Consider the following 24,542-nt stretch of genomic DNA (forward strand, 5'->3'; position numbering starts at 1 on the left):
CCGCCCGGGATGCGCCCCAGGTCGACGACGACCATCGGTCATCGCACGGGAAAGAACACCATGACAGGCTTCGCACACGTCCTCAAACCGGGTCGCATCGGTACCCTCGAACTCCCGAACCGGGTGATCATGGCGCCGATGGGCACCGAGATGGGCACCCCGGAGGGGCTCTTCACCGCTCAAGAGATCGCGTATTACACCGAACGCGCCCGCGGGGGCACTGGCCTCGTGATGACCGGCATCAGCGCCGTCTCCGAGGACTACGAGACGCTCAACGCCGGACTCTGCTGCGTGCACACCGATGCCGCGCTTCCGGGCCTCACCGCCCTCGCCGAATCGATCCACGCCGTCCGCGGGCTGGTCTCCCTGCAGCTCACCGCGGGCCTCGGGCGCAACATCAACGTGATCGACCCGGACCGGCTGCCGATCTCCGCCTCCGACAACCCGCACTATGCAGACCCGAGCGTGCTCTGCCGGCCGCTCGAGATCGACGAGATCCACCTGCTCGTCCGCCGCTTCGGCGAAGCCGCAGCCCGCGCCGCCGCCGCGGGGATGGATGCGATCGACATCCACGGCCACACGGGCTACCTGATCGACCAGTTCATGAGCGTCTGCTGGAACCGCCGCACGGATGTCTACGGCGGCAGTGTCGAGAACCGCTGCCGGTTCGCGACCGAGATCATCGCCGCCGTCAAGGCCAACGCGCCCGGCCTGCCCGTCAGCTTCCGCCTCTCTGTCAACCACCGTTTCGCCGGGGGCCGCACGACGGCGGAGGGCCAGGCCATCGCCGTCGTACTCGCCGCGGCAGGGCTCGACCTCATCATCGCCGACGACGGGTCATACGAAGCCATGGACTACGTCTTCCCGCCGTACTACCTCGGCGAAGCGTGCATGGTCCCGGCGGCCCGCGCACTCAAGGACGTCGTGTCCATCCCCGTGATGGCCGTCGGCAACCTCACCCCGGAGAACGCGGAGGCCGCCCTCGCCGCGGGCGACGCCGACTTCGCCGGCATCGGGCGCGGACTGATCGCGGATCCGGAGTGGGCGGGCAAGCTCACCGCGGGCGATCGCGCGGACATCCGACCGTGCATCCGCTGCAACTCGATGTGCGTCGGCAACGCCTTCTTCGCCCTGCCGCTCGGCTGCGCCGTCAACCCGCAGGTCGGCTTCGAGCGCGAACGCCGCGTCGAGAAGGCGGATGTCCTCAAACACGTCGTCGTGATCGGCGGCGGCCCCGGCGGACTCGAATCCGCACGGGTCGCCGCGCTCCGCGGCCACTCCGTCGACCTCTACGAGGCAGGGCCCCAGCTCGGCGGCGTGCTGCTGCCCGCGGCGACCCCGGAGTTCAAGAAGGAACTGCGTGCGATGATCGGCTGGTGGGAACGCCAGTTCACCCACCTCCCCGTGACCGTGCACCTCGACACGACCATCGACGCGGACTCCCTCGCGACGTTCGAGGCCGACGAGATCATCGTCGCGACCGGTTCTCTTCCGCTCCTGCCGTCCATCCCCGGCCTCGACGGTGCGAACGTGATCGACGTGCTCGACTTCCACCGCGGCGTCCCCGTCGGCCATAGTGTCGTCATCGCGGGTGGCGGCCTCTCGGGCTGCGACGCCGCCCTCGAACTCGCCGGACAGGGCTGCAACGTCACGATCGTCGAACTCGCCGACGAGCTCGCCCGCGACATGATCGTGATCAACCGGATCACCCTGCTGCGCGAACTCGGTGAGAAGGGCGTCCGGATCCTCACCGGGCACACCGTCACCTCCGTCGACGCCGACGGCCTCACCGCGACCGGCCCGGACGGCGCCGTACACGTCACCGCGTCCACGGTGATCGCGGCCTTCGGGGTGCGTCCGAACACGGCGCTCACGCTCGCGCTCGAAGGGCGAGCCAACGTGCATCCGCTCGGCGACTGTGTGCACCCGGCCAAGGTCGGCGAGGCCATCAACGCGGCCTTCCTGACCGCGCTCGTGCTCTGAGACGAACGCCCTCGAGACGGATGCCCGGCGCGCGTCGCCGGCCGGGCATCCGCCCCGGACAGGCGAGCCTCACCTTGCTGGCGGTGGGCGGGGGACGGGACGAGACTTGAAGCATGTCCCGTCTGTTCGCCGCCGTACGGCGGTATCCGCTTGTCGCCGCGACCATCGTGCTCGGGGTGGTCGGAATCGGGCTGGCCCTCGCCGGCTTCGCCGACAGCCTGGCCTGGCTGTTCGGCGGCTTCGGCCTGTTCGTCGCCGCGATCTCAGCCGTGGGCATGGTCAAGCAGCTGCGCCACGGCAGTTTCGGCGTCGACCTGCTCGCGATCACCGCCATCGTCGCAACGGTGCTCGTCGGCGAGTACGTCGCGACCATCCTGATCGTGCTGATGCTCACCGGGGGCGCCGCCCTCGAAGACTTCGCCGTGAACCGTGCCAAGCGCGAACTCAACGCCCTGCTCAACCGGGCGCCGCAGATCGCGCACCGCCTGAGATCCGCAGGCGACCTGGCCGACGTCGAGGATCTGCCAGCCACTGCTGTGCAGCCGGGTGACCTCCTGCTCGTGCGCCCGGCCGAGATCGTTCCCGTCGACGGTGTGCTCGAGTCCGCCAGCGCGGCCTTCGACGAGTCCTCGCTGACCGGGGAGAGCCTCCCCGTCGAACGCAACAAGGGCGAGGGCATCCTCTCGGGGTCGATCAACGGCCAGGCCGCCGCCACCATCCGCGCAACCGCGACCGCGGCGAACAGCCAGTACCAGCAGATCGTGGCCCTCGTCGAGGAGGCCTCCGCGAGCAAGGCACCCGTCGTCCGGCTCGCCGACCGGTACGCGGTGCCGTTCACCGCGGTCGCCCTGTCCCTGGCTGCGCTCGCCTGGATCCTGACCGGTGAGCCGGTCCGCTTCGCCGAGGTGCTCGTCGTCGCCACCCCGTGCCCGCTGCTGATCTCTGCTCCGATCGCGTTCATGGGAGGCATGAGCCGCGCGGCGCGCAACGGAATCATCGTCAAGGGCGGCGGGGTGCTCGAAGCGCTGTCCCGCGCCAGGACCATCGTCTTCGACAAGACCGGAACCCTGACCCACGGCACCCCCGCCATCGCCCGGGTGCTGCCCGCCGCCGGGTTCGACGCCGACGAGGTGCTGGCGCTCGCCGCGTCCGCCGAACAGTACTCGTCCCACGTGCTCGCGGCATCCGTGATCGCGGAGGCGCGCAGCCGCGGCCTCGAGCTCCTCGCGACCGCGACGGCGAGCGAGGTGCCGGCACACGGCGTCGTCGCCAGGCTCGACGGCCGCGAGGTGACCGTGGGCAAGCTCTCCTTCGTGGCGGAGACCGCGCCGGCGGCCGTCGCCGCCCCGCTCGACGGCGGGGAACTCGCCATCTACGTCGCCGTGGACGGGAGCTTCGCCGGCAGCATCGTCGCGAGCGACCAGCTGCGCGGCAATGCCCGCCAGACGATCGACGCCCTCGGGGAGCTCGGAATCCGCAACACGGTCATGCTCACCGGGGACGCCCGGCCGACGGCCGAGCACATCGCCGCGCTCGTGGGAATCACGAACGTCCAGGCCGACTGCCTGCCTGTCGACAAGGTCGAGGGCGTGCGGGCGATCACGGAGCGTCCGGTGATCATGGTCGGCGACGGTGTCAATGACGCTCCTGTGCTCGCGGTGGCGGATGTCGGCATCGCGATGGGCGCGCGCGGCGCGACCGCGGCGAGCGAGTCAGCAGACGTCGTCATCCTGATCGACGACCTCTCGCGCACGGCCAGGGCGGTCGCGATCGGGCAGGACACGATCCGGATCGCGTTGCAGAGCATCTGGATCGGTATTGCGCTGAGCCTGGTCCTGATGGTCTTCGCCGCGTTCGGGCTGATCCCGGCGACGATCGGGGCGCTCCTGCAGGAGCTCGTCGACCTCGCGACGATCCTCAACGCGCTCCGTGCGATCGGCGGGCGGCGGGATGCCGCGCTCGCTGCCGGGAGCGTACCGGTGCACCGCGAACCGGCGACGGCGCTCGCGCGCTGAGCCGCGGCATCCGCCCGCGCGGCGACACCGCCGCGACGGCCTAGCCTGAGTAGATGCGCCTCTTCCGCCCCCGCACGCCGCCCACAGGGGTGGATGGGCAGCCGCGACTCTCCCGGGACGTGCTCGTCCTCGGCGTGATCGCCTTCTTCGTCATGGTCGGTTTCGGCGTCGTCGTCCCGGTGCTCCCGGTCTACGTGCGCAGCTTCGGCGTCGGCAACCTCGAGATCGGCGCGGTCGTCTCCGCGTTCGCGCTGATGCGGTTCGTCGCGAGCCCGTTCTGCGGGCGCCTGATCGACTGGGCGGGGGAGCGGACCATCCTCGCGGCGGGCATCGGCATCGTCGCACTCTCGAGTGGGCTCGCGGGCATCGCCCAGAACTACCCGCAGTTGCTCCTGTTGCGCGGGGCAGGCGGCATCGGCTCCGCGATGTTCACCGTCTCGGCGATGACGCTCCTGCTCGGCTCGACTGCTCCGGGCATCCGCGGCCGCGCCATCGGCTTCTATCAGGGCGGGTTCCTGCTCGGCGGCATGGCCGGCCCCGCCCTCGGCGGCCTGCTCGCGACGATCTCGCTCACGGCGCCCTTCTTCTTCTACGCCGGCACGCTCGCGATCGCCGGTGTGCTCGGGCTGCTGCTGCTGAGCCCCGGCTATCGCAACGCGACGGCGGATGCGTCCGGAGCGTCGGCGCCCAGGGTCCCGTTCCGCGCTGTGCTCGCCGACCCCCGGTTCCGGGCCGCGTGCCTGGCCAACTTCGCGCAGGGCTGGACCTCGTTCGGTGTGCGCAACGCGCTGATCCCCGTTCTCGTCGTCGAGGTACTGCGCGGCCCGAGCTCCTGGACCGGTGTTGCCTTCGCTGTCGCGGCGGTCGCCCAGACCCTCGCACTCGCGCCCGCGGCCCGCTTCGTCGACACCGTCGGACGCCGCCCGGCGATCATCGGAGCCTGCCTGCTCGCCGCCGTGACCATCTTCGCGGTGCCGTTCGCGCCGAACATCGTGGTCCTCACGGTGCTGCTCTGCGTCTACGGGGTCGCGTCGGCGTTCCTCGGTACGGCTCCCGCCGCCGCGGTCGGCGACGCAGCGGGGGCCGGTGGCGGACGCCCGGTCGCGGTCTTCTCGATGTTCTCGGACTTCGGCGCGATCATCGGCCCGCTCGCGGCGGGCCTGCTCGCCGATTCCGTCTCGTACCCGGTCGCGTTCGGTGTCGGTGCGCTGTTCTTCCTCGCGACGAGCGCCCTCGCCCTGCGGATGCCGCGCGAGACTCGGGCGGTCCGTCCCGCCTGACCCGGGCGAGCGAGCTAGCGCAGTTCTGCGCGACCGGAGAGGACGCCGCTGACCGTCGCGACGACCGCGAAGACGCCGCCGATGACCGGCAGGCCCATGTCCCACCACGCGATCGCGGCAGCGCCGAACACGGCGATCTCGATGATCGCCTTGCCGAACGGGTCGAGCCGGAAGACGGCCTTCGGCGACCGGAACAGCGCCCAGAGGATGATCGCGAACGCGGGGGCGACGATGCCGACGAGCAGCGCGGGCCACGGGAACGGCCAGGTCGTGAAGCCCCAGACCGCGAGGGTGACGAACGCGAACAGTTCGAGAAGGAACCGCAGAACGTCGTTGAACCCGATCTTCGGCAGGGCACGGGAGTCAGTCACCCGCCCACTCTACCGTTCCCCGAACATCACCTTTCCGGTCGAGAGCGGCCGGCGGAACGGTCACTCCCGACCGGAAGGGGAACGGATGCCGGCGGCTACTTGAAGATGATCGTCCGGGCCCCGTCGAGCAGCACCCGGTGCTCGGCGAACCAGGTCACCGCCTGAGTGAGGGTGCGGCTCTCCTCGTCCTGGCCGATCGCGACGAGCTCGGCCGGCGTGCGGGAGTGGTCCACCCGGACCACGTTCTGCTCGATGATCGGTCCCTCGTCGAGGTCGCTCGTCACGAAGTGAGCCGTCGCCCCGATCAGCTTGACCCCGCGCGCGTGGGCCTGCTTGTACGGGTTCGCACCCTTGAACCCGGGCAGGAACGAGTGGTGGATGTTGATGGCCCGGCCCTCGAGGACCGCGCACAGTTCAGGGGACAGGATCTGCATGTACCGCGCGAGCACGACGAGCTCGATGTCGTTGTCCTCGATCGCCTCGATCACCCGGGCTTCGAAGGCGGCCTTGCTCGCGGCATCCGTGATGGGGAGCGATTCGAACGGCACCCCGTAGAAGCCGACGAGGTCGCGCAGGGTGCCGTGGTTGCTCAGCACCAGCGGGATCTCGATCGGCACCTGGCCGCCCCGGTGCCGGAAGAGCAGGTCGTTCACGCAGTTGCCCGCCGTCGAGGCGAGCACGAGGGTGCGGAGCGGGCGGCCGACGACGTCGATCACCGACGTCATCGCGTAGCGCTCGGCGACAGGTGCGAGCGCCGCCGTGAGCTCCTCGCGTGAGGCGGGAGTCTCGATCTGGAGTCGCATGAAGAACCGGCCGGTGTCGGCGCTCGTGAACTGCTGGCTCTCGGTGATGTTGCCGTGAGCCTGCACGATGGCGCCGCTCACGGCGTGGACGATGCCCGGCTGGTCGACGCAGACGAGGGCGATGACCCAGTGGTGGTGTGCGGGCAGCGGAGTGGAACTAGTCATCCGTCTAGGCTATCGGCTGCCGTCAGGCTGTCGGTTAGGCTGGATGTGGCCGGCACAAGCGACAGGCCCCGGGCGCGCACGCTGCGCGCACACGATCCGGCTGGCGCCGGCCCGGCCCCGCGCGGGCTGCAGGCCCAGCCCTCTGTGAGCACACCCATGTCCCTGACTTCGCCGATCGAGCTGCCCCGCTTCGATCCCGCCAACACCGCCACCGCGCACTCCGACCGCCCCCGCACCGGCTCGGTCGCCTCGACGCCTCCTGCCCGCTTCCCGTGGATCGGGCTGCTCGCCCTCTCCGGTGCCGTGTTCCTCTCCGTCACCAGCGAGATGCTGCCGACCGGCCTGCTCCCGGAGATGAGCGGATCGCTCGGAGTGCCGCAGTCGCAGACCGGCCTGCTTGTGAGCTGGTTCGCGTTCACCGTCGTGCTCACGAGCACGCCGCTGGCCCTGCTCACGAAACGGCTGCCCCGGCACGGACTGATCGTGTTCGTGCTCCTGGTCTTCGCGCTCAGCAACGTGCTCACCGCGCTCGCCCCGAGCTACGAACTCGTCGTCGCCACCCGGGTGCTCGGCGGCCTCGCCCACGGCCTGTTCTGGGGCGTCGTCGGGGCGTACTCCGCCCACCTCGTGCCCAAGGAACAGATCGGTCGGGCGATCTCGATCACGATCTCCGGCGGCACCCTCGCCTTCGTCTTCGGCGTGCCGCTCGGGACGGCGGCCGGGCATGCGCTCGGCTGGCGGCTGTCCTTCGTGCTGCTCGCCGTGCTCATGCTCATCGGCGCGGCCCTCGTCTGGCGGTTCCTGCCGAAGGTCGAGCACTACGTCTCCCCGCCGCGCGGCGACCGGGGCGTACCGGCGCAGGCAGCGGATGCCGCGGCATCCGCCCCCGACGCCCCGGACGCGAGCGCTGCGCCGCTCGAGATCACGTCAGCAGCCGTGACCGACCAGGCAGCCGTGACCGACCCGGCCCCGACAGCAGCCCCGCGCCCCCAGGCCCCCGCTCGCCGGGACCCCACGATCGCTCCCGTCGCCCTGATCTGCGTCATCGCAGCCCTGATCATGATCGGTCACTACTCCTTCTACACGTACATCGCGCCGTTCCTGATCGACGGCCTCGGGGTCGATCCGTCCGCGATCGCCCCGTTCCTGTTCGCCTACGGGATCGCCGGTGCCGTCGGACTGCTTCTGAGCGGCACGGTGTTCGCCGCCCGGCCCCAGCTCGGCCTCGTGCTCGGCCTCGTCGTGAGCGCGGTCAGCGTGTCCGCGCTGAGCATCTGGAGCGGCTTGCTCCCGGTCGCCATCGTCGCGTTCCTGCTCTGGGGCATCGCGTTCGGAGCCCTGCCCGCCCTGCTGCAGACCCGACTGATGCACACGGCGTCCCGTCGTATCCGCGACACCGCGAGCGCCTTCTACACGACCGCGTTCAACACCGGCATCGGCGGCGGCGCCCTCCTCGGAGGGATCCTCCTCGAACGCTCGGGCATCACGTCAGTGCCGTTCGTCTACGTCGGGATCCTCGTCGCCGCGCTCGCGCTCGTGCTGGTGAGCCAGCTGGTGATCCGGCGCCGGTCGGCCGCGTAGCGCGGCATGCGGTGCCACGTGCCTAGCCACGTGCGTAGCCGCGTGCGTCCCGGCGTGCGCCTCCGCGTGCGTCCCGCCGTGCGTCGACGCGAGCGCTCCGCTGTGCGCTCCCGCATGCACTCCTGCGAGCGGATGCGCCGACTCGCGCACCCGGCGCACGGATGCCTCGAGGGTCGTCACGGCGACCGTGGTCGGGGGAGGCGGCGGCCGCACAGGTATTTCCGCCACCGCGTAGATGCTGCGGGCGGCGGCCCGCCGGTTGCTGCCCCTGACCCAGTCGGTGAAATAGATCTTCGGCAGGATCTTGGCGACGGCCAGGACCACGTAGATGACGGTATTGATCCCGACGAAGGCCGAGAAGACGGCGAAGAACTCCGAGGCGAGGATCGTGTCGGGTAGCAGGATGCCTGCGGGCACCTGGCTGAGGACGTGGACCGGCATCAGGCGGCGCTCCCGGTTCCGACCTTCATGCTTGCGTGTTCCCAGGCGGCATGCCTGCCGAGGGTGATGTCGACGATGCCCTTGACGTAGACCACGTTCAGGAACATGTCGAAGCAGAGTTCGGGGAGCACGGTGACCGCGAGCAGGCGGGCCCGCCAGCCGCCCTTCCACACGGTGACCACGCGTTCGGTGACGAAGACGAGGCCCAGGCAGAGCCAGAAGGGGAACCAGATCCAGGTGCTGACCGCGAGCAGGGTCAGCACCATCAGCGACAGGAACGAGGTCAGGGCGATGACGCTGTACCCGATGCCGAGCTGCTGCGCCCAGTAGCGGAGGGTCGCCGGGGTCAGGCCGTAGGTGCCGATGTTCTCGAGGGCGCCGCGTTGCCACCGCAGGCGCTGCTGCCAGAGCGCGGGGAGCGTCGGCATCAGCTCCGTCACCACGGTGCACTGGGTGGGGGAGGTGATCAGTCCGCCGAGGGACTTCAACGCGAGGGTCAGCTCGTTGTCCTCGGTGAGGGCGTAGGTGTCGTAGACGTCGCCGGGCACCCCGGGAATGGTGACACCCCGGTTCTCGGCCACGGACCGCAGCGCGAGGGGCCGGAACAACGACGCCGTCCCGGTCAGGACGAAGACACGGCCGCGCCGCCTGGCGAGTTCCCGCGAGTAGCGCACGTACTCGTTGCGCTGCAGGAGTCCGAGCAGGCCGAACCCCGGCTCCCCGTAGAAGAGGCCCCCGATCGCCATCAGGGCGCGATCGCTCGTGAACCGGGCGACGGCCTCGGCGAGGAAGCCGTCATCGAGCGCGGTGTCCGCGTCCATGATCATGACGATGTCATTGTCGAGCTGTCCGGGCAGGACCCGTTTGAGTGCCTGGTTCAGGGCACCCGCCTTCTTCTGGGTGTTGCCCACGGATTCGACGACCTCGACGCCGTGTTCTCGGGCGATGCTGACAGTGTCGTCGGTGCAGTTGTCCGCGACGACGATGACGCGCTCCGGCGGATGCGACTGGGTGAGAAGAGAGGCCAGGGTCACGGGGAGCGATAGGGCCTCGTTGTGAGCCGGGATCAGCACGGTCACCGTCACAGGTCCGGCGAAGACTCCTCCCTGCGGGGCCATCACGATCTTCGGTGCGAGCGGGGTCAGGTGCGCGTTGGAGGACCGTCGGGAGCGGTTCGTCGCGCGGCGTTCGAGCAGGGCGATGCCGGCGGCGAAGAGCACGGAGAGGGCGATGGCGCCGAGGATCGCCCGGGGGCCCGGCGCGCTCGGGTCGTACGACACCGGGAGCACGCCGAAGAGCACGATCTGGGAGGGGGCCGCACCGGGGGCGTGCTCGCCAGAGGCGACCAGGAACCAGAGCACGGCCGCCGCGCCCGTGGCGAGTCCCGCGATCACGAGGCCGACCGTCCGGCCCAGTTTTTGTGCCCCCATATAACAAATCGTATCCGTCCGCGCGTCAGATCATGCACACTCTCGCGCGGTGCAGCAGGGGCCCACCGGGATACGCCGCGCAGGGGTCTACCGCGGAGGCCGCCCGGTCCCGTTCTCGTCGGCGAGCGGCCGGTTCGCCTTGATCGGGAAGGCCCCGGTCTTGCCGTCGCGGGCGAGCGCGATCTGCAGGATCCGGCCGCGGCACGCATACCAGCCGACCACGAGCGCCGGGATGATCACGATCAGGGAACTGATCGTGAGCGTGCCGACCGGCCAGTCGAAGGCCATCAGCACGAGAACCGTCGCCAGGAACCCGAGGCTCGCATAACCGGTGTATGGAGCCCCGAACAGGCGGAACGCCGGCCGTTTCAGGATCCCGCGCTTCGCCCAGGCCTGCAGGCGCAGCTGGCAGAGCACGATCATCCCCCACGCGCTGATGATCCCGATCGCCGCCATGTTGAGCACGATCTCGAACGCCTCATCCGGCACGATCGCATTGAGGCCGACACCGAGCAGGGTGACGAAGCCCGTCAAGAGGATGCCGCCGAACGGCACCCCGGTCCGGCTCACCTTTCCGGCGAAGCGCGGCGCCGATCCCGCGAGCGACATCGACCGGAGGATCCGTCCCGTCGAGTAGAGGCCGGCATTGAGCGAGGACAGCGCCGCGGTCAGCACGACGAGGTTCATGATCACGTCGACCCCGCCGACGCCGATGCTGCCGAAGAACGTCACGAAGGGGCTGACGCCTGCCTGGTATGCGGTGTACGGCAGCAGCAGCGAGAGCAGCAGGATCGAGCCGACGTAGAAGACCGCGATGCGCACGATCACGGTGTTGATCGCCTTGGGCATCACCGTCTCCGGATGGGCGGTCTCTCCGGCGGTCGTGCCGACGAGTTCGATCGAGGCGTAGGCGAAGACGACGCCCTGCACGACGACGATCGAGGCGAGCACCCCGTTGGGGAACCAGCCGCCGTTGTCCGCGATCAGGCTGAAGCCGGCCTCCTGGCCCGGGATCGGGGTGCCGAAGATCACCATCCAGGTGCCGACGAGCAGGAAGGACACGATCGCAACGACCTTGATCAGCGCGAACCAGAACTCGAGCTCGCCGAAGACGCTCACCGACAGCAGGTTGAGGCACAGCACGACCGCGAGGGCCGTCAGCGCGTAGAGCCACTGCGGCACGCTCCCGAACGGCGCCCAGTACTTGGCGAAGAAGTTCATGTACAGCGCGACGGCGGTGACATCGACGATCGCCGTCATCACCCAGTTGATCCAGTACAGCCAGCCGGTGACGAACGCGGCCTTCTCGCCGAAGAATTCGCGCGCATACGAGACGAAGGAGCCGGACGACGGGCGGTGCAGGACGAGCTCGCCGAGTGCGCGCAGGATCAGGAACGCGAAGAACCCGCAGATCGCGTAGACGAAGACGAGGGAAGGACCCGCTGAGGCGAGCCGGCCGCCGGCGCCGAGGAAGAGCCCGGTGCCGATCGCGCCGCCGATCGCGATCATCTGCACCTGCCGGCCCTTGAGCCCCTTGTGCAGGCCCGCATCCTCGTGCACGCTCGTCGCATCGTGGATGTGCTCGAGCGGCGTCTCGACGGGCAGGCCGTGGTGCCCGTGCTCGTGAGGCTGCGCTGGCTCTGCCTCAGCCCCTGACCCGGTCGGATCGGGGCGTTGCGGCCCCCGGATGGCACTCGTCATGGGGGCACTTCCGATCCATTTGCTTTTCGCCCACCCTACCGGTGGGGCGCCGGCGCCCCCTAACAGGGTTCGTCCACCGGGCACTCGGTAGACTGGTTTTCCGTACCCCTGACCCGAGAAACAGAGCCGGAGGCCGCATGACGACGATCCTCCTCGCCTTCCTGGCGCTGTCCGTCCTGACGCCGGCGCTCACCCGCGTGCTGTCCACCAAGGTGTTCTACCTGATCGCGCTTCTGCCTGCGGCGGCGTTCGTCTTCACGCTCACGCAGACCGCGACGGTCATGCGCGGAGGTTCCGAAGCCTCGAGCATCCCGTGGATCCCGCAGCTCGGCGTCGCGCTGTCCTTCCGCGTCGACACCCTCGCCTGGCTGCTCGCCCTCGTCGTGACCGGCGTCGGCGCCCTCGTTCTCGTGTACTGCGCCCGCTACTTCGACGCTGACGAACCGGCGCTCGGCCGTTTCGCAGCCTGCCTCCTCGCCTTCGCAGGCACCATGTACGGGCTCGTGACCGCGGACGACGTGGTCGTGATGTTCATGTTCTGGGAGATCACGAGCGTGCTCTCCTACCTGTTGATCGGCCATTACACCTTCCGCAGGGAGAGCAGGGGCGCCGCGCTCCAGGCCCTGATCGTGACGACCTTCGGCGGACTCGTCATGCTCGTCGGCGTCGTGATGCTCAGCGTCGAGGGAGGGACGACCTCGCTCGCCCTGCTCGTCGCCCAACCCGTCACCGGCCCGGTCGCGACCTGGGCCATCCTGCTCATCCTCGTCGGGGCCCTGTCCAAGTCGGCTCTCGTCCCCTTCCACTTCTGGCTCCCCGCCGCGATGGCCGCCCCCACCCCGGTCAGCGCCTACCTGCACGCCGCCGCCATGGTCAAGGCCGGCATCTACCTCGTCGCCCGGCTCGCCCCCGGGTATGCAGACACCGAGGGGTGGATGCCGGTGCTCATGACGATCGGCGTCTGGACCATGCTCGTGGGCGCCTGGCGTTCCCTGCGGCAGCACGACCTCAAGCTCGTGCTCGCCTACGGAACCGTGAGCCAGCTCGGCTTCATCATGGTCGTCGTCGGTTTCGGCACCCGCGACGCGGCGCTCGCCGGGGCCGCGCTCCTCCTCGCCCACGCGCTCTACAAGGCGGCGCTCTTCCTCGTCGTGGGGATCATCGACCACCGCGCGGGCACCCGCGACCTCCGGAAGCTCTCCGGAATCGGCCGCAGCGACCCGGCGCTCGCCGTGATCGCGCTCGTCGCCGTGGCGTCGATGGCCGGCCTTCCACCCCTGCTCGGATTCGTCGCCAAGGAGGCCGTCTTCACAGCGTTCCTCGAGGCGGCACTGCACGGCGACGGCTGGGGCTGGGTGGCGCTCGCCGGTACGGCGGTGGGCTCCCTGCTGACCGTGGCGTACAGCATCCGCTTCTTCCACGGCGCGTTCGGGACGAGGGCGGCGCTCGCGCAGACGGCCCTGCACCCGAGCCGCTGGGACATCCTGATCGCCCCGGGACTGCTCGCCGTCGCGACGATCGCGCTCGGCCCGCTGGCCGGCCGGCTCGACCCGCTGCTCGCGCCGTACGCGGACACCGTCCCCGGCGGAGGGCACGCGCACCTCGCCCTCTGGCACGGATTCGAACCCGCCCTGGGCATCACCGCTGTCGTGCTCACGCTCGGCGCCGTGATGTTCTGGAAGCGTCGCGGGGTCGCGGTGCTGCAGGAGCGGGTGCCCGGCACCGTCGACGCCGGTCGCGGCTACGGGCTGCTCGTGCGCAGCGTCGATCGCACAGCGGCGAGGCTCACCCACTTCGCGCAGCGCGGCGGCCTGCCGCAGTACCTCGGCACGATCCTCGTGGTCTTCGTGCTCGCGCTCGGCTTCGCCTCCCTGGTCAACCGGACCTGGCCGGACTCGTTCGTGCTCTGGGATTACCCGGGCCAGGTCATCATCGCCGTGATCATGGGCGTTGCGGCGATCGCGGCGTCGCGGTCAGGGCAGCGGATGACGTCGGTGCTGCTCGCGGGAGTCACCGCCTATGGCCTCGTGGCCCTGTTCGCCTTCCACGGCGCACCCGACCTCGCCCTGACCCAGGCTCTCGTGGAGACGATGACCCTCGTGGTCTTCGTGCTCGTGCTGCGCCGGCTGCCGGCGAGGGTCACCCGCCCGAACGCGCCGTTGCATCGCAGGCGCCGCGCCCTGATCGGGGTGCTGGTCGGGGCGACGATGGGCACCGTCGCCATGATCGCCCTCGGCGCCCGGCAGGCGCCGAGCATCGCGCTCGAGCTGCCGCGCCTGACGCTCGAGGCGCACGGCACCAACATCGTCAACGTCGCACTCGTCGACATCCGGGCCTGGGACACGATGGGGGAGGTGTCCGTGCTCATCGTCGTCGCGACCGGCGTCGCGAGCCTGCTCTTCGTGTCCGGGCGCACCGAGACCCTGCCGCGTCTGAAGGGCTCCCGCACCCAGCGGTCACCGCGCAACCGTCGCCGCGTCGTCGCCGACCCGCAGGCCTCCTCGGCCGGCCACGCCGTCACCCGGCAGTCCTGGCTGCTCGCCGGGCGCACGATCAAGCCGGAGGACCGGTCGATCCTGATCGAGGTCATCGTGCGGCTTCTCTTCCACCCCGCGATCGTCGTGTCGGTGTTCCTGCTCTTCGCCGGGCACAACGCGCCAGGGGGCGGATTCGCCGGCGGGCTCCTCGCCGGGCTCGCCCTCGTCGCCCGCTACCTCGCCGGAGGACGCTACGAACTCGGCGAAGCCGCCCCGATCGACCCGGGCAAGATCCTCGGCCTCGGAGTGATCCTCGCCGTCGGCACCGCGGTCGCCTCACTGTTCGTCACCGGGATCCCCCTGCAGTCGGCGTACGCGAGCGTCGACGTTCCCGTGCTCGGGCACCTCTCCTTCGGCACCTCCACTGTTTTCGACATCGGCGTCTACCTCGTCGTGATCGGCCTGGCACTCGACATCCTCCGCAGCCTCGGCAGCGAGATCGACCGGCAGAGCGAGGCCGGTGAGGCTCCGCCCGCCGGGTCCGACGCCTCCGCGACCGGTTCCGGCTCCGATGCCGCGGGTGCCCCGGTGTCAGAACCGGGCGCGGAGCCGGTGCCGGAGGTGGTCCCGTGAGCGCCTCCCTGACCCTCGTCGTCGTCATGGCCGTGCTCTACGCGGCCGGCGTCTACATCATGCTCGAGCGCAGCCTGACCCGGGTGCTGATCGGGTTCGTGCTCGTCGGGAACGCGACCAACCTGCTGATCTTCATCATGAGCGGCCGGCCCGGCAGCTCGCCGATCATCACCGGAACCGCGAGCGATGCCGACATGGTCGATCCCGTGCCGCAGATCCTGATGCTGACCGCGATCGTGATCAATTTCGGCGTGACCGCCCTCATCCTCGCCCTGGTCTATCGCGCCTGGTGGCTTGCCCAGCTCGGCGACGAGGGCGACACCCTCACCGACGAGCACGCTGCGGAGACCGCGTCCTCCGCGGAGCAGGACTTCCGGTCCTCCGCGGACGATGACGCGGCCGTGCGCGCCTCCCTCGACGCGAGCGATCACGACGACGCGAGCGATCGCGACGACCCCGATGATCACGACGACCCGGACGACTACGATCACGACGACGGAGCGCCCGCCCGCCCCGGGAACACGGATGCCGCCCGATGAACCTTGCGACCATCCTCGTCCCCCTCGTCGTCGCCGTCCCGCTGCTCGGCAGCGCGATCACGCTCGCCCTCGGCCGGCGCACCGTGACCCAGATCGCTGTCGGCGTCGCCTCGCTGACCACGGTCGCCCTGATCAGCGCCACGCTCCTCGTGCTCGTCGACCAGCAGGGACCCGCCGTCGTGCACGTCGGCGGCTGGCAGGCGCCGTGGGGGATCGTGCTCGTCGTGGACCGACTCTCGGCTCTCATGCTGCTCGTCTCGGCCGTGATGCTCCTCGGCGTGCTGCTCTTCGCCGTCGGCCAGGGCATCATCGACGGCGACAGGGAAACCCCCGTCTCGATCTTCCACCCGACCTACCTCGTGCTCGCCGCCGGGCTGTTCAACGCCTTCATCGCCGGTGACCTGTTCAACCTCTACGTCGGCTTCGAGATGCTGCTCTCGGCCAGCTATGTGCTGCTCACCCTCGGTGGTACCGGTGCGCGCATCCGTGCCGGCGTCACCTACATCGTCGTGAGCCTGGTCTCGTCGATCCTCTTCCTCAGCTCGATCGCCCTGATCTACGGCGCGACGGGGACCGTGACCCTCGCCCTCCTCGCCGAACGCATCCCCGCCTTGCCCGGAGACGTGCAGGGCATCCTCGGGCTGATGCTCCTCCTCGCCTTCTCTGTGAAGGCCGCCGTGTTCCCGCTGTCGTTCTGGCTCCCGGATTCCTACCCGACCGCACCCGCCCCGGTCACGGCGGTCTTCGCGGGCCTGCTCACCAAGGTCGGCGTCTACGCGATCCTGCGCACCCAGACCCTGCTCTTCCCGAGCAACCCGTTCCAGGTGCCGCTCCTCATCGTCGCCGCGCTCACGATGCTGATCGGCATTCTCGGCGCACTCGCCCAGGCCGACATCAAGAGGCTGCTGTCCTTCACCCTGGTCAGCCACATCGGCTACCTGATCTTCGGCATCGCGATCGGCACCCCGCTCGCCCTCGCCGCGACGATCTTCTACGTCGTGCACCACATCAGCGTCCAGACCACCCTGTTCCTTTCGGCCGGGCTCATCGAGCGCGTCGGGGGCACGACTTCCCTCGCCCGGCTGGGCGGCATGCTTAAGGCCGCTCCCGTCGTCGCAGTGCTGTTCTTCATCGGCGCGATGAACCTCGGCGGCATCCCGCCGTTCTCCGGCTTCCTCGGCAAGTTCGCCCTGTTCCAGGCCGGGGCGCAGCTCGGCACCCCGCTCGCGTGGGCGGTGATCGGGGCGGGAGCGGCCACCTCGCTCCTGACCCTCTACGCCCTCGCCCGCGCGTGGAACATGGCCTTCTGGCGCCCGCGCCGCGAGGTCGAGAACTACGACTCGGCCATGCTCGACCGCCTCACCGACGACCCGCACGACGACGGCACCGTCGTGACCAAGACCGTCTCCCGGCTCATGGTCGGCGCGACCGCCGGGCTGCTCGTGCTGACCATCGGGCTGACGGTCTTCGCGGGTCCCGTGTTCGACTTCGCGGCGCGGGCCGCCGCCGACATCGAGGCCCCGAGCGACTATGTCGACGCGGTCTTCCCTGGCGGCACACCGTGACGACCCGCGCGGAGCGCCGCGCCGCCCTCCTGAACCAGCTCCCGCTCTGGCTCGGGCTCGTACTGCTCTGGATGCTGCTCTGGGGCCGCTTCTCCTGGCTCAACCTCCTGACCGGAGCCCTGCTCGCCGCGCTCGTCTCCGTCGTGTTCTACCTGCCCGCCGTGCAGCTGAGCGGCCGGATCAGCCCGGCAGGCGCCCTCGCGTTCCTGCTGCGGCTGTTCGGCGACATCGTGCGCGCGTCCGTGCAGGTCGCCTGGCTGGCCCTCAGGCCCCTCAGGAGGCCCGCCGGTCCGGACAGCGCGATCATCGCGGTGCCGCTCCGCACCCGGAGCGACCTCATCCTGACCTGGACGGCCGTTGCGACCTCGATCGTGCCCGGATCGATCGTCATCGACACCGACCGGGTGAGCTCCACGCTCTACCTGCACGTGCTGAACGTGCGCACGCACGCCCAGATCGACCGGTTCCGGGTGAGCGTGCTCGCGACCGAGCGGCGCATCGTGCGCGCGTTCGGCTCGCGCGAAGACCTCGAACGACTCGCCCTCGGCGATGCTGTGGCCGCCGTTGCGGCGGCAACGGGCGCCGTGGCCGGGGACGCGCGCGCGGCATCCGCTCGGAATGACGACGACAGGGACCGCCGGAACCTGGACGACACGGGAAAGGAAACCTGATGGGAGTCGTCGTGATCGTAGCCGCCGTGCTGTTCGGCGCCGGGGGACTGTGCGCGGTGTACCGCATCATTCGCGGCCCGTCTGTCCTCGACCGCGTGATCGCCTCCGACGTGCTCGTCGCGACCGTGATCTGCGCGCTCGGCGCGGAGATGGCGATCAACCGGCACGTCGACACCCTGCCGGTGCTGCTCGTGCTCGCCCTGTTCGCGGTGCTCGGCTCGCTCGCCGTCGGCCGCTTCCTCGGCGGGAAGGAGCACTCGTGAGCGCGGTGATCGGCGATGTGGTGACGGCGGTGCTCGTGCTCTCCGCCGCGCTGATGTGCCTCGCGGCCGGCGTCGGCCTGCTGCGCTTCCCGGATGTGCTCAGCAGGCTGCACGCGGCGACCAAGCCGCAGATCTTCGGCCTCATCGCCGTGACGGTGGATGTCGCGGTCAACAACTTCACCCTCGGCACCGTCACGCTCTCGGTCGCGATCGTGGCCTTCCAGGCGCTCACCGCCCCGATGGCCGCGCACCTCATCGCCAGGGTCGCGCACGACACCGACCGGTTCCGGCCGGAACTGCTCGTCGTCGACGAGCTCGGACGCGCGAACCGGCGCGGAGACCGCGGCGCCTGATAGGATTTGCGTGTCGCAACTGGCGTAGCACGAAAGATGGGTCACCATCGGGGAGCGACTGACACGGTTAGTGGCCGCACGCCTGGGCCACGACGATTAATTCAAGTCTGAGGAGACCCGTGTCCGAATCTGTGCCTGGTACCACGCTGCATTCCACCTTCAACGAGCCGCTCGAGGTCGTCGACCCCGAGATCGCCGCCGTCCTCGAACTCGAACTGGGTCGCCAGCGCGACTACCTCGAGATGATCGCGAGCGAGAACTTCGTGCCGCGCGCCATCCTGCAGTCGCAGGGCTCCGTGCTCACCAACAAGTACGCCGAGGGCTACCCGGGGCGTCGCTACTACGGCGGATGCGAGTTCGTCGACGTCGCAGAGGAGCTCGCGATCGCGCGGGCCAAGTCCCTCTTCGGCGCAGCGTACGCGAACGTGCAGCCGCACTCCGGTGCCACCGCGAACGCCGCTGTGCTCTCCGCGATCGCAACGCCCGGCGACACCATCCTCGGCCTCGAGCTCGCCCACGGCGGCCACCTCACCCACGGGATGAAGCTCAACTTCTCCGGCAAGCTCTACAACCCGGTCGCGTACGGCGTCGACCCGGACACCTTCCTCGTCGACATGGACGTCGTCCGCGACAAGGCCCTCGAGCACAAGCCGAAGGTCATCATCGCCGGCTGGTCCGCATACCCCCGCCACCTCGACTTCGCCGCGTTCCGCGCGATCGCCGACGAGGTCGGCGCCCTGCTCTGGGTCGACATGGCGCACTTCGCCGGGCTCGTCGCCGCCGGCCTGCACCCGTCACCGGTGCCGCACGCCGACGTCGTGTCCTCGACCGTGCACAAGACCCTCGCCGGCCCCCGGTCCGGCTTCATCCTGTCCCGGGACACCGCGCTCGCGAAGAAGCTCAACTCGAACGTGTTCCCCGGGCAGCAGGGCGGTCCGCTCATGCACGTCATCGCCGCCAAGGCGACCGCGTTCAAGCTCGCGGCCGAGCCGGAATTCAAGGAACGCCAGGAGCGCACCCTGCGCGGGGCCAGCATCCTCGCCGCCCGCCTGACGGCAGACGACTCGCGCGCCGCCGGCGTCGACGTGCTCACCGGCGGCACCGACGTGCATCTCGTGCTCGCCGACCTGCGCCACTCCGAGATCAACGGACAGCAGGCCGAGGACGCCCTCCACGAGGTCGGCATCACGGTCAACCGCAACTCGGTGCCGTTCGACCCGCGCCCGCCGATGGTCACGAGCGGCCTGCGGATCGGCACGCCCGCCCTCGCGACCCGCGGCTTCGGCGACGCCGAGTTCACCGTCGTGTCCGACGTCATCGCTGAGGCCCTCAAGCCCGGCGCCGACGTGCAGGCGCTCCGCGCCCGGGTCAAGACGCTCACCGAGGCCTTCCCGCTGTACCCCGGCCTGCACCAGTAGCGCACGCCGCATCCTGCACCACCACCCCCTGACGAATTCGACGGAGTTTTTGGGAAACACGCACGTGGGAAGCCCGTTTTCGGGGTTTTCGACCAGAAACTCCGTCGAATTGGTTCGGCGAACGCGGGGGTCAACCGCGCTCGAAAGCACCAAACGATTGGATCACGCATGACGGCAATCACCCTCGACGGAGTCGCGACCGCGTCCGCCGTGAAGACCGAACTCATCGCCCGTGTCACCGAGCTGCGTGCGCACGGGATCGTTCCCGGGCTCGGCACCCTGCTCGTGGGCGATGACCCGGGTTCACGTTCGTACGTCGCGGGCAAGCACCGCGACTGCGCCGAAGTCGGCATCGAGTCGATCCGCATCGACCTGCCCGCATCGGCGACGACCGCGGATGTCCGCGCCGCGATCAAGGACCTGAACTCCAGCCGCGAGGTCACCGGCTACATCATCCAGTTGCCGCTTCCCGTCGGCCACAACGAGAACGCCATGCTCGAACTGATCGACCCGGCCAAGGACGCGGACGGCCTGCACCCGACCAACCTCGGCAGGCTCGTCCTCGGCATCGAAGGCAAGCTCAGCTCGCCGCTGCCGTGCACGCCGGCCGGGATCGTCGAGCTGCTACGCCGCTACGATGTGCCGATCGTCGGCCGCAAGGTCGTCGTGATCGGCCGCGGGCTCACCGTCGGGAGGCCGCTCGGCCTGCTCTTCACCCGCAAGGGCCTCGACGCGACCGTCACCCTCACCCACTCGCGCACGGTCGACCTGCCGGAGGAGGTCCGCCGCGCGGACATCGTCGTGGCCGCGGTCGGTGTGCCGCACCTGGTCCAGGCTGACTGGATCAAGCCGGGCGCCGCAGTTCTCGACGTCGGCATCACCCGCCTGGTCGACCCCGTCACCGGCAAGGGCGTCCTCACCGGCGACGTGCACCCCGACGTCGCAGAGGTCGCAGGCTACCTCTCCCCGAACCCCCGCGGCGTCGGACCGATGACCCGCGCCATGCTGCTCGGCAACGTGGTCAAGGCCGCCGAGCGCGCCCTGCTCTAGCCCAGCCCCGCGCTTCCCAGCACCCGCCGCGTCGCCCCCGGGAAACGCTCGCGTGATCGCTGAGGTGTCGCATATCGACCTTCGCGTCGACGTTTAACGTCGATATGCGACACCTCACGGAACCGGCCCGGCCGTCCCGGGCGGGTCAGGCGAGGGCGGCGGTGTGCAGGGCGGCGTGGTCGAGGTAATTCGCGGCGTTCTGGCGGATGCCCGCGACCTCGGCATCCGTCAGGGGCCGGCGCACCTTGGCCGGGACCCCCGCGACGAGCGAGTACGACGGCACGATCGTGCCCTCCAGCACGACGGCCCCGGCCGCGACGAGGGAACCCGTCCCGATCACGGCGCCGTTGAGCACGGTCGCCTTCATGCCGATCAGGGCGCCGTCCTCGACGACGCAGCCGTGCAGCACCGCGCCGTGCCCGACGGACACGTCCCGGCCCACGATGAGCGGGAAACCGTGGTCGACGTGGCAGGAGACGTTGTCCTGCAGGTTCGAGCCTGCCCCGATCCGGATCGGTTCCACCTCCGCGCGCAGCACCGAGTTGTACCAGACGCTTGCGTGTTCGGCGAGGATCACATGCCCCACGAGCACCGCACCAGGGGCGACGAACGCGGAGTCCGCGATGCTCGGCCCCGGCCGGTCGGGAAGAGTGATGATGCGGGCGGCGCTGTCTGCAGTCATACGCGCCAGCCTAGTGCGGCATCCGTCCCGCGCCCTTCCCCTGTCTCAACTCCAGAAGTGGCCTGCGCCGAATTCAGGAGTTGAGCAGTCCTGGCCCCGGGAAAGCGCTTGTGCGACCCGAAACGGGCCGCAACTCCTGAATTCGGGACGGGATAGGCTGGCGCGATGGTGAGCACCGCACACCCCGCCGTCGACCGCGTGCGGGAGGCGCTCGCCGCCTTCGGGCTCGCGCCGGACATCCGCTGGCTCGATGAGGCGGCGACGACCGCGCAGCAGGCCGCCGACGCCCTCGGCATCGAGCCGGGCGCGATCGCCAACTCCCTCGTCTTCACCCTCGACGGCGAGCCGTTGCTCGTGCTGACCTCTGGAGCTCACCGCGTCGACACGCAGTGGCTTGGCGAGAGGCTCGGCGGCACGATCGGCCGGGCGTCGAAGGAACTCGTCAAGAGCGCGACCGGGCAGGTCATCGGCGGCGTTGCGCCGGTCGGGCACCCGCGGCCGCTCCGCACCCTTGTCGACGTGGACCTGGACGGGTATCCCGAAGTGTGGGCGGCTGCCGGCCACGCCCACACCGTCTTCCCGACCAGCTTTGCCGAACTGCTCCGCATCACTGCAGGAACGGCCACGCCCGTCATCCCGCCCGAATCGGCATAACTCCTGCAGGTTCCGGGCCGGCTGCCGCGCCGCCCAGTGTTCTACTGAAAGCGCCGCAGCGGCCGGACCGATGTGCAGGAAGGGGAAGCCGGGGAGGGGTCAGCCCTCGCGGCCGGCGCCGTCGGCCGCGCGCACCACGAAGGTGTCCGGGGCGCCGAACCCGGCATCCGCGAACGCGGACCGGACCGCAGCGGTGACCGCGGGGATCAGCTCGTGCGGCGTGAGCGCGATCGCGGCACCGCCGAAGCCGCCTCCCGTCATCCGCGCGCCGACGGCACCCGCGCCGCGCGCCGCGACGACCGCGAGGTCGAGTTCGGGAACCGAGATCTCGAAGTCGTCGCGCATCGAGGTGTGCGAGGCGTCGAGAAGCGCGCCGATCGCGGACGGGCCGGACTCGCGCAGCGTGCGCACGGTGTCGAGCACCCGCTGGTTCTCGGTGATCACGTGCCGCACCCGGCGGAACGTCTCGTCGTCGAGCAGCTCAGCGGCCCGCGCGAGGTCGACGACCCCGAGGTCGCGGAGCGAGTCGACGCCGAGCAGCCGGGCGCCGAGTTCGCAGGATGCCCGGCGCGAGGCGTACCCGCCCGTCGAGTGCTCGTGGCTCACCTTCGTGTCGATGATCAGCAGCTCGAGTCCCGCCGCGTCGAAGCCGAGCGGAACGACCTCGGACTCGAGCGTGCGGCAGTCGAGGAAGACCGCGGAGTCCTTCTCTCCGAGCAGGGAGGCGGACTGGTCCATGATGCCCGTCGGCGCCCCGACGGCGCGGTTCTCGGCGAGCTGGCCCACCCGGGCGAGGGTGCGCCGGTCGAAGCCGAGCCCCCAGACGTCGTTGAGGGCGACCGCGATCGCGCTCTCGATCGCCGCCGACGACGACAGGCCGGCCCCGATCGGCACGTCCGAGACGATGTACACGTCGAAACCGGCCACCGTCGACAGCGGCGCCCCGAATTCGCCGAGCGCCCAGGCGACTCCGAGCGGGTACGCCGACCAGCCCGCGAGGATGTCGGGGGTCAGCCCGTCGAGGGAGACCTCGACGATCTCGTCGGAGAACGAGCTCGCCACCCGCATCAGCCGGTCGCTCCTCGCAGCCAGCGCGATCACGGTGCGCCGGTCGATCGCGAACGGCAGCACGAAGCCGTCGTTGTAGTCGGTGTGCTCCCCGATCAGGTTCACCCGTCCGGGCGCCGACCAGAGGCCGTCCGGCTCGCCGGCGAAGCGCTTGGCGAAACCTGCGGTCGCTGCGGAATCGAGGGCGCTCATGCGCGGGCCTCGCTCGCGGCATCCGCGGCCATCGACCGTTCGACGGCGGCACGGATGCCCGCAGCCGCCTGCTCGGGAGTGACGTCGCCGATCCACGCACCCATCGCAGCCTCCGATCCGGCGAGATACTTCAGCTTGTCCTCTGCCCGGCGCGGGCTCGTGACTTGCAGCATCAGGCGGATGTCGTCCCGGTGGGTGTGCACGGGGGCCTGGTGCCACGCCGCGATGTACGGTGTCGGCGTCGAATAGATCGCGTCGATGCCGCGCAGGAGCCGCCGGTAGAGCACCGCGAGTTCGTCGCGTTCGGCGAGGCTCGTCGCCGCGAAGTCGGGGATCTGGCGGTGCGGCAGCATGTGCACCTCGATGGGCCAGCGGGCCGCGAAGGGCACGAACGCGGTCCAGTGCTCGCCGCGGATGATGACCCGGTCGGCGGCCTGTTCGCTCGCGAGCACGTCGGCGAAGAGAGTGGGACCGTAGGTTTCGAGCGACGCGATCACGCGCTGGGTACGTGGGGTGACGTACGGGTACGAGTAGATCTGGCCGTGCGGATGCCGCAGCGTCACGCCGATCGCCTCGCCGCGGTTCTCGAAGGGGAACACCTGCTGGATGCCCGGGAGCTGCGAGAGCACGTGGGTGCGTTCGGCCCATGCCTCGATCACGGTGCGGGCCCGGGTGACGGAGAGGCTCGCGAAGGAGCCCTCGTTCTCGGGACTGAAGCAGACGACCTCGCAGCGCCCGACCGAGGTGCGGGTGCGCCCGAGGCCGATCTCGGAGAGCTCGGCGAGCCCTGCCGGCGCGTTCGCGTCGGTGAGCAAGGGCCCGAAGGACGGCGACTTGTTCTCGAACACGGCGACGTCGTAGTTGCTCGGTACCTCGCTCGGGTTCTCCGGCGTCGACGGCGCGAGCGGGTCGAGGTTCGCCGGCGGCAGGAACACCCGGTTCTGGCGTGCAGACGCGATCGAGACCCATTCGCCGCTGAGCGGGTCCTGGCGCATGCTCGCCGTCGGCGGGCGCGGGTCGAGCTGGCGGGTATCGGCGGCGCGTTCGGGCGAGAGCCGCGTATCCGGGTCGTCGAAGTAGATGAGGTCCCGGCCGTCGGCCAGGGTGTGGTGGTGACGGGTGATTCCGGGTGCGGCGACGAAGCCTGCGCTATCCATGACGGTGTCCATAACCCTCACCACGTTAGCGGATCTGCGCAACCGAAACC

General features: G+C 70.2%; 21 protein-coding genes and 1 riboswitch. Of the genes, 13 read left to right on the top strand and 8 right to left on the bottom strand.

Translation table 11 applies throughout. The features are described from left to right. Window positions 1-60: 60 nt before the first annotated feature. From E3O39_RS06580 to E3O39_RS06590, 3 genes are all read left to right on the top strand, one after another. Entirely contained in the window at window positions 61-1,983 is a 1,923-nt protein-coding gene (locus E3O39_RS06580) for an FAD-dependent oxidoreductase (RefSeq protein WP_134449977.1), read from the top strand. Window positions 1,984-2,096: 113 nt separating this feature from the next. After that, on the top strand, window positions 2,097-3,998 hold the full coding sequence (locus tag E3O39_RS06585; protein WP_134449978.1) for a heavy metal translocating P-type ATPase: 1,902 nt from the start codon (window positions 2,097-2,099) through the stop codon (window positions 3,996-3,998). Window positions 3,999-4,051: 53 nt separating this feature from the next. Beyond that, entirely contained in the window at window positions 4,052-5,278 is a 1,227-nt protein-coding gene (locus tag E3O39_RS06590) for an MFS transporter (RefSeq protein ID WP_134449979.1), read from the top strand. Window positions 5,279-5,292: 14 nt separating this feature from the next. On the opposite strand, the gene E3O39_RS06595 is transcribed toward E3O39_RS06590, so the two are convergent. Together E3O39_RS06595 and purU are read right to left on the bottom strand one after the other, a co-directional pair. Next, window positions 5,293-5,649 (bottom strand): YrdB family protein, encoded by a 357-nt coding sequence (locus E3O39_RS06595; protein ID WP_134449980.1) that lies wholly within the window; start codon window positions 5,647-5,649, stop codon window positions 5,293-5,295. A gap of 95 nt (window positions 5,650-5,744) precedes the next feature. After that, complete coding sequence (gene purU, locus E3O39_RS06600; protein WP_134449981.1) at window positions 5,745-6,617, bottom strand: formyltetrahydrofolate deformylase; 873 nt, start codon at window positions 6,615-6,617, stop codon at window positions 5,745-5,747. A gap of 156 nt (window positions 6,618-6,773) precedes the next feature. Between purU and E3O39_RS06605 the strand changes: the two genes are divergently transcribed. Then, window positions 6,774-8,198, top strand: a complete 1,425-nt coding sequence (locus E3O39_RS06605) for an MFS transporter (RefSeq protein ID WP_134449982.1) — start codon at window positions 6,774-6,776, stop codon at window positions 8,196-8,198. Here E3O39_RS06605 and E3O39_RS06610 read toward each other — a convergent pair. The 3 genes from E3O39_RS06610 to E3O39_RS06620 form a co-directional block, all read right to left on the bottom strand. Next, window positions 8,106-8,639 carry a hypothetical protein gene (locus tag E3O39_RS06610; RefSeq protein WP_134449983.1) on the bottom strand — a complete coding sequence of 178 codons (534 nt, stop codon included), beginning with the start codon at window positions 8,637-8,639 and terminating at the stop codon, window positions 8,106-8,108. The two genes, E3O39_RS06605 and E3O39_RS06610, sit on opposite strands and share 93 nt — an antisense overlap. Beyond that, window positions 8,639-10,069 (bottom strand): glycosyltransferase family 2 protein, encoded by a 1,431-nt coding sequence (locus E3O39_RS06615; RefSeq protein WP_134449984.1) that lies wholly within the window; start codon window positions 10,067-10,069, stop codon window positions 8,639-8,641. Before E3O39_RS06615 ends, E3O39_RS06610 begins: the two co-directional genes overlap by 1 nt. An 87-nt stretch (window positions 10,070-10,156) precedes the next feature. Further along, window positions 10,157-11,770, bottom strand: a complete 1,614-nt coding sequence (locus E3O39_RS06620; protein WP_134449985.1) for an amino acid permease — start codon at window positions 11,768-11,770, stop codon at window positions 10,157-10,159. A 137-nt stretch (window positions 11,771-11,907) separates the two neighbouring features. Between E3O39_RS06620 and E3O39_RS06625 the strand changes: the two genes are divergently transcribed. From E3O39_RS06625 to E3O39_RS06660, 8 genes are all read left to right on the top strand, one after another. Then, a complete protein-coding gene (locus tag E3O39_RS06625; RefSeq protein WP_134449986.1) occupies window positions 11,908-14,880 on the top strand; it encodes a Na+/H+ antiporter subunit A in 2,973 nt (990 codons plus the stop codon). Next, window positions 14,877-15,419 carry a sodium:proton antiporter gene (locus tag E3O39_RS06630; protein WP_134449987.1) on the top strand — a complete coding sequence of 181 codons (543 nt, stop codon included), beginning with the start codon at window positions 14,877-14,879 and terminating at the stop codon, window positions 15,417-15,419. The genes E3O39_RS06625 and E3O39_RS06630 overlap by 4 nt, the downstream gene beginning before the upstream one ends. Continuing rightward, on the top strand, window positions 15,416-16,984 hold the full coding sequence (locus E3O39_RS06635; RefSeq protein WP_134449988.1) for a Na+/H+ antiporter subunit D: 1,569 nt from the start codon (window positions 15,416-15,418) through the stop codon (window positions 16,982-16,984). Before E3O39_RS06630 ends, E3O39_RS06635 begins: the two co-directional genes overlap by 4 nt. Next, the gene (locus tag E3O39_RS06640) at window positions 16,981-17,655 is read left to right on the top strand and encodes a Na+/H+ antiporter subunit E (RefSeq protein WP_134449989.1); all 675 of its coding nucleotides are present in this window, start codon (window positions 16,981-16,983) and stop codon (window positions 17,653-17,655) included. Before E3O39_RS06635 ends, E3O39_RS06640 begins: the two co-directional genes overlap by 4 nt. Continuing rightward, on the top strand, window positions 17,655-17,918 hold the full coding sequence (locus tag E3O39_RS06645; RefSeq protein WP_174774608.1) for a monovalent cation/H+ antiporter complex subunit F: 264 nt from the start codon (window positions 17,655-17,657) through the stop codon (window positions 17,916-17,918). Before E3O39_RS06640 ends, E3O39_RS06645 begins: the two co-directional genes overlap by 1 nt. Beyond that, entirely contained in the window at window positions 17,915-18,271 is a 357-nt protein-coding gene (gene mnhG, locus E3O39_RS06650) for a monovalent cation/H(+) antiporter subunit G (RefSeq protein WP_134449991.1), read from the top strand. Before E3O39_RS06645 ends, mnhG begins: the two co-directional genes overlap by 4 nt. Before the next feature lie 5 nt (window positions 18,272-18,276). Beyond that, window positions 18,277-18,366, top strand: a riboswitch (ZMP/ZTP riboswitch). A 24-nt stretch (window positions 18,367-18,390) separates the two neighbouring features. Continuing rightward, entirely contained in the window at window positions 18,391-19,689 is a 1,299-nt protein-coding gene (gene glyA / locus E3O39_RS06655; protein ID WP_134449992.1) for a serine hydroxymethyltransferase, read from the top strand. Window positions 19,690-19,857: 168 nt separating this feature from the next. Next, window positions 19,858-20,739, top strand: coding sequence for a bifunctional methylenetetrahydrofolate dehydrogenase/methenyltetrahydrofolate cyclohydrolase (locus E3O39_RS06660; RefSeq protein ID WP_134449993.1), 882 nt, complete (start codon window positions 19,858-19,860; stop codon window positions 20,737-20,739). Window positions 20,740-20,884: 145 nt separating this feature from the next. On the opposite strand, the gene E3O39_RS06665 is transcribed toward E3O39_RS06660, so the two are convergent. After that, window positions 20,885-21,421 carry a gamma carbonic anhydrase family protein gene (locus E3O39_RS06665; RefSeq protein WP_134449994.1) on the bottom strand — a complete coding sequence of 179 codons (537 nt, stop codon included), beginning with the start codon at window positions 21,419-21,421 and terminating at the stop codon, window positions 20,885-20,887. Window positions 21,422-21,586: 165 nt separating this feature from the next. Between E3O39_RS06665 and E3O39_RS06670 the strand changes: the two genes are divergently transcribed. Next, a complete protein-coding gene (locus E3O39_RS06670; RefSeq protein WP_134449995.1) occupies window positions 21,587-22,075 on the top strand; it encodes a YbaK/EbsC family protein in 489 nt (162 codons plus the stop codon). Window positions 22,076-22,174: 99 nt separating this feature from the next. Here E3O39_RS06670 and galK read toward each other — a convergent pair whose 3' ends face one another. Both galK and galT read right to left on the bottom strand, forming a co-directional pair. Then, window positions 22,175-23,335: a galactokinase gene (gene galK, locus E3O39_RS06675; RefSeq protein WP_134449996.1), complete on the bottom strand. Its 1,161-nt coding sequence runs from the start codon at window positions 23,333-23,335 to the stop codon at window positions 22,175-22,177. Continuing rightward, window positions 23,332-24,492, bottom strand: a complete 1,161-nt coding sequence (gene galT, locus E3O39_RS06680) for a galactose-1-phosphate uridylyltransferase (protein ID WP_134449997.1) — start codon at window positions 24,490-24,492, stop codon at window positions 23,332-23,334. The genes galK and galT overlap by 4 nt, the downstream gene beginning before the upstream one ends. Window positions 24,493-24,542 lie beyond the last annotated feature (50 nt).

It is taken from the genome of Cryobacterium sp. MDB2-A-1, from assembly GCF_004402675.1.
In the GTDB taxonomy this organism is placed as follows: Bacteria; Actinomycetota; Actinomycetes; order Actinomycetales; family Microbacteriaceae; genus Cryobacterium; species Cryobacterium glucosi.

Bases quoted from the DNA above. Each gene is read 5' to 3' on its own strand.
- E3O39_RS06635 (WP_134449988.1), top strand. From the start codon at position 15,416: ATGAACCTTGCGACCATCCTCGTCCCCCTCGTCGTCGCCGTCCCGCTG.
- E3O39_RS06665 (WP_134449994.1), bottom strand. From the start codon at position 21,421: ATGACTGCAGACAGCGCCGCCCGCATCATCACTCTTCCCGACCGGCCG.
- E3O39_RS06605 (WP_134449982.1), top strand. From the start codon at position 6,774: ATGTCCCTGACTTCGCCGATCGAGCTGCCCCGCTTCGATCCCGCCAAC.
- E3O39_RS06590 (WP_134449979.1), top strand. From the start codon at position 4,052: ATGCGCCTCTTCCGCCCCCGCACGCCGCCCACAGGGGTGGATGGGCAG.
- E3O39_RS06670 (WP_134449995.1), top strand. From the start codon at position 21,587: ATGGTGAGCACCGCACACCCCGCCGTCGACCGCGTGCGGGAGGCGCTC.
- galT (WP_134449997.1), bottom strand. From the start codon at position 24,492: ATGGATAGCGCAGGCTTCGTCGCCGCACCCGGAATCACCCGTCACCAC.
- purU (WP_134449981.1), bottom strand. From the start codon at position 6,617: ATGACTAGTTCCACTCCGCTGCCCGCACACCACCACTGGGTCATCGCC.
- E3O39_RS06610 (WP_134449983.1), bottom strand. From the start codon at position 8,639: ATGCCGGTCCACGTCCTCAGCCAGGTGCCCGCAGGCATCCTGCTACCC.
- E3O39_RS06615 (WP_134449984.1), bottom strand. From the start codon at position 10,069: ATGGGGGCACAAAAACTGGGCCGGACGGTCGGCCTCGTGATCGCGGGA.
- E3O39_RS06625 (WP_134449986.1), top strand. From the start codon at position 11,908: ATGACGACGATCCTCCTCGCCTTCCTGGCGCTGTCCGTCCTGACGCCG.
- galK (WP_134449996.1), bottom strand. From the start codon at position 23,335: ATGAGCGCCCTCGATTCCGCAGCGACCGCAGGTTTCGCCAAGCGCTTC.
- E3O39_RS06620 (WP_134449985.1), bottom strand. From the start codon at position 11,770: ATGACGAGTGCCATCCGGGGGCCGCAACGCCCCGATCCGACCGGGTCA.
- E3O39_RS06585 (WP_134449978.1), top strand. From the start codon at position 2,097: ATGTCCCGTCTGTTCGCCGCCGTACGGCGGTATCCGCTTGTCGCCGCG.
- E3O39_RS06660 (WP_134449993.1), top strand. From the start codon at position 19,858: ATGACGGCAATCACCCTCGACGGAGTCGCGACCGCGTCCGCCGTGAAG.
- E3O39_RS06645 (WP_174774608.1), top strand. From the start codon at position 17,655: ATGGGAGTCGTCGTGATCGTAGCCGCCGTGCTGTTCGGCGCCGGGGGA.
- E3O39_RS06580 (WP_134449977.1), top strand. From the start codon at position 61: ATGACAGGCTTCGCACACGTCCTCAAACCGGGTCGCATCGGTACCCTC.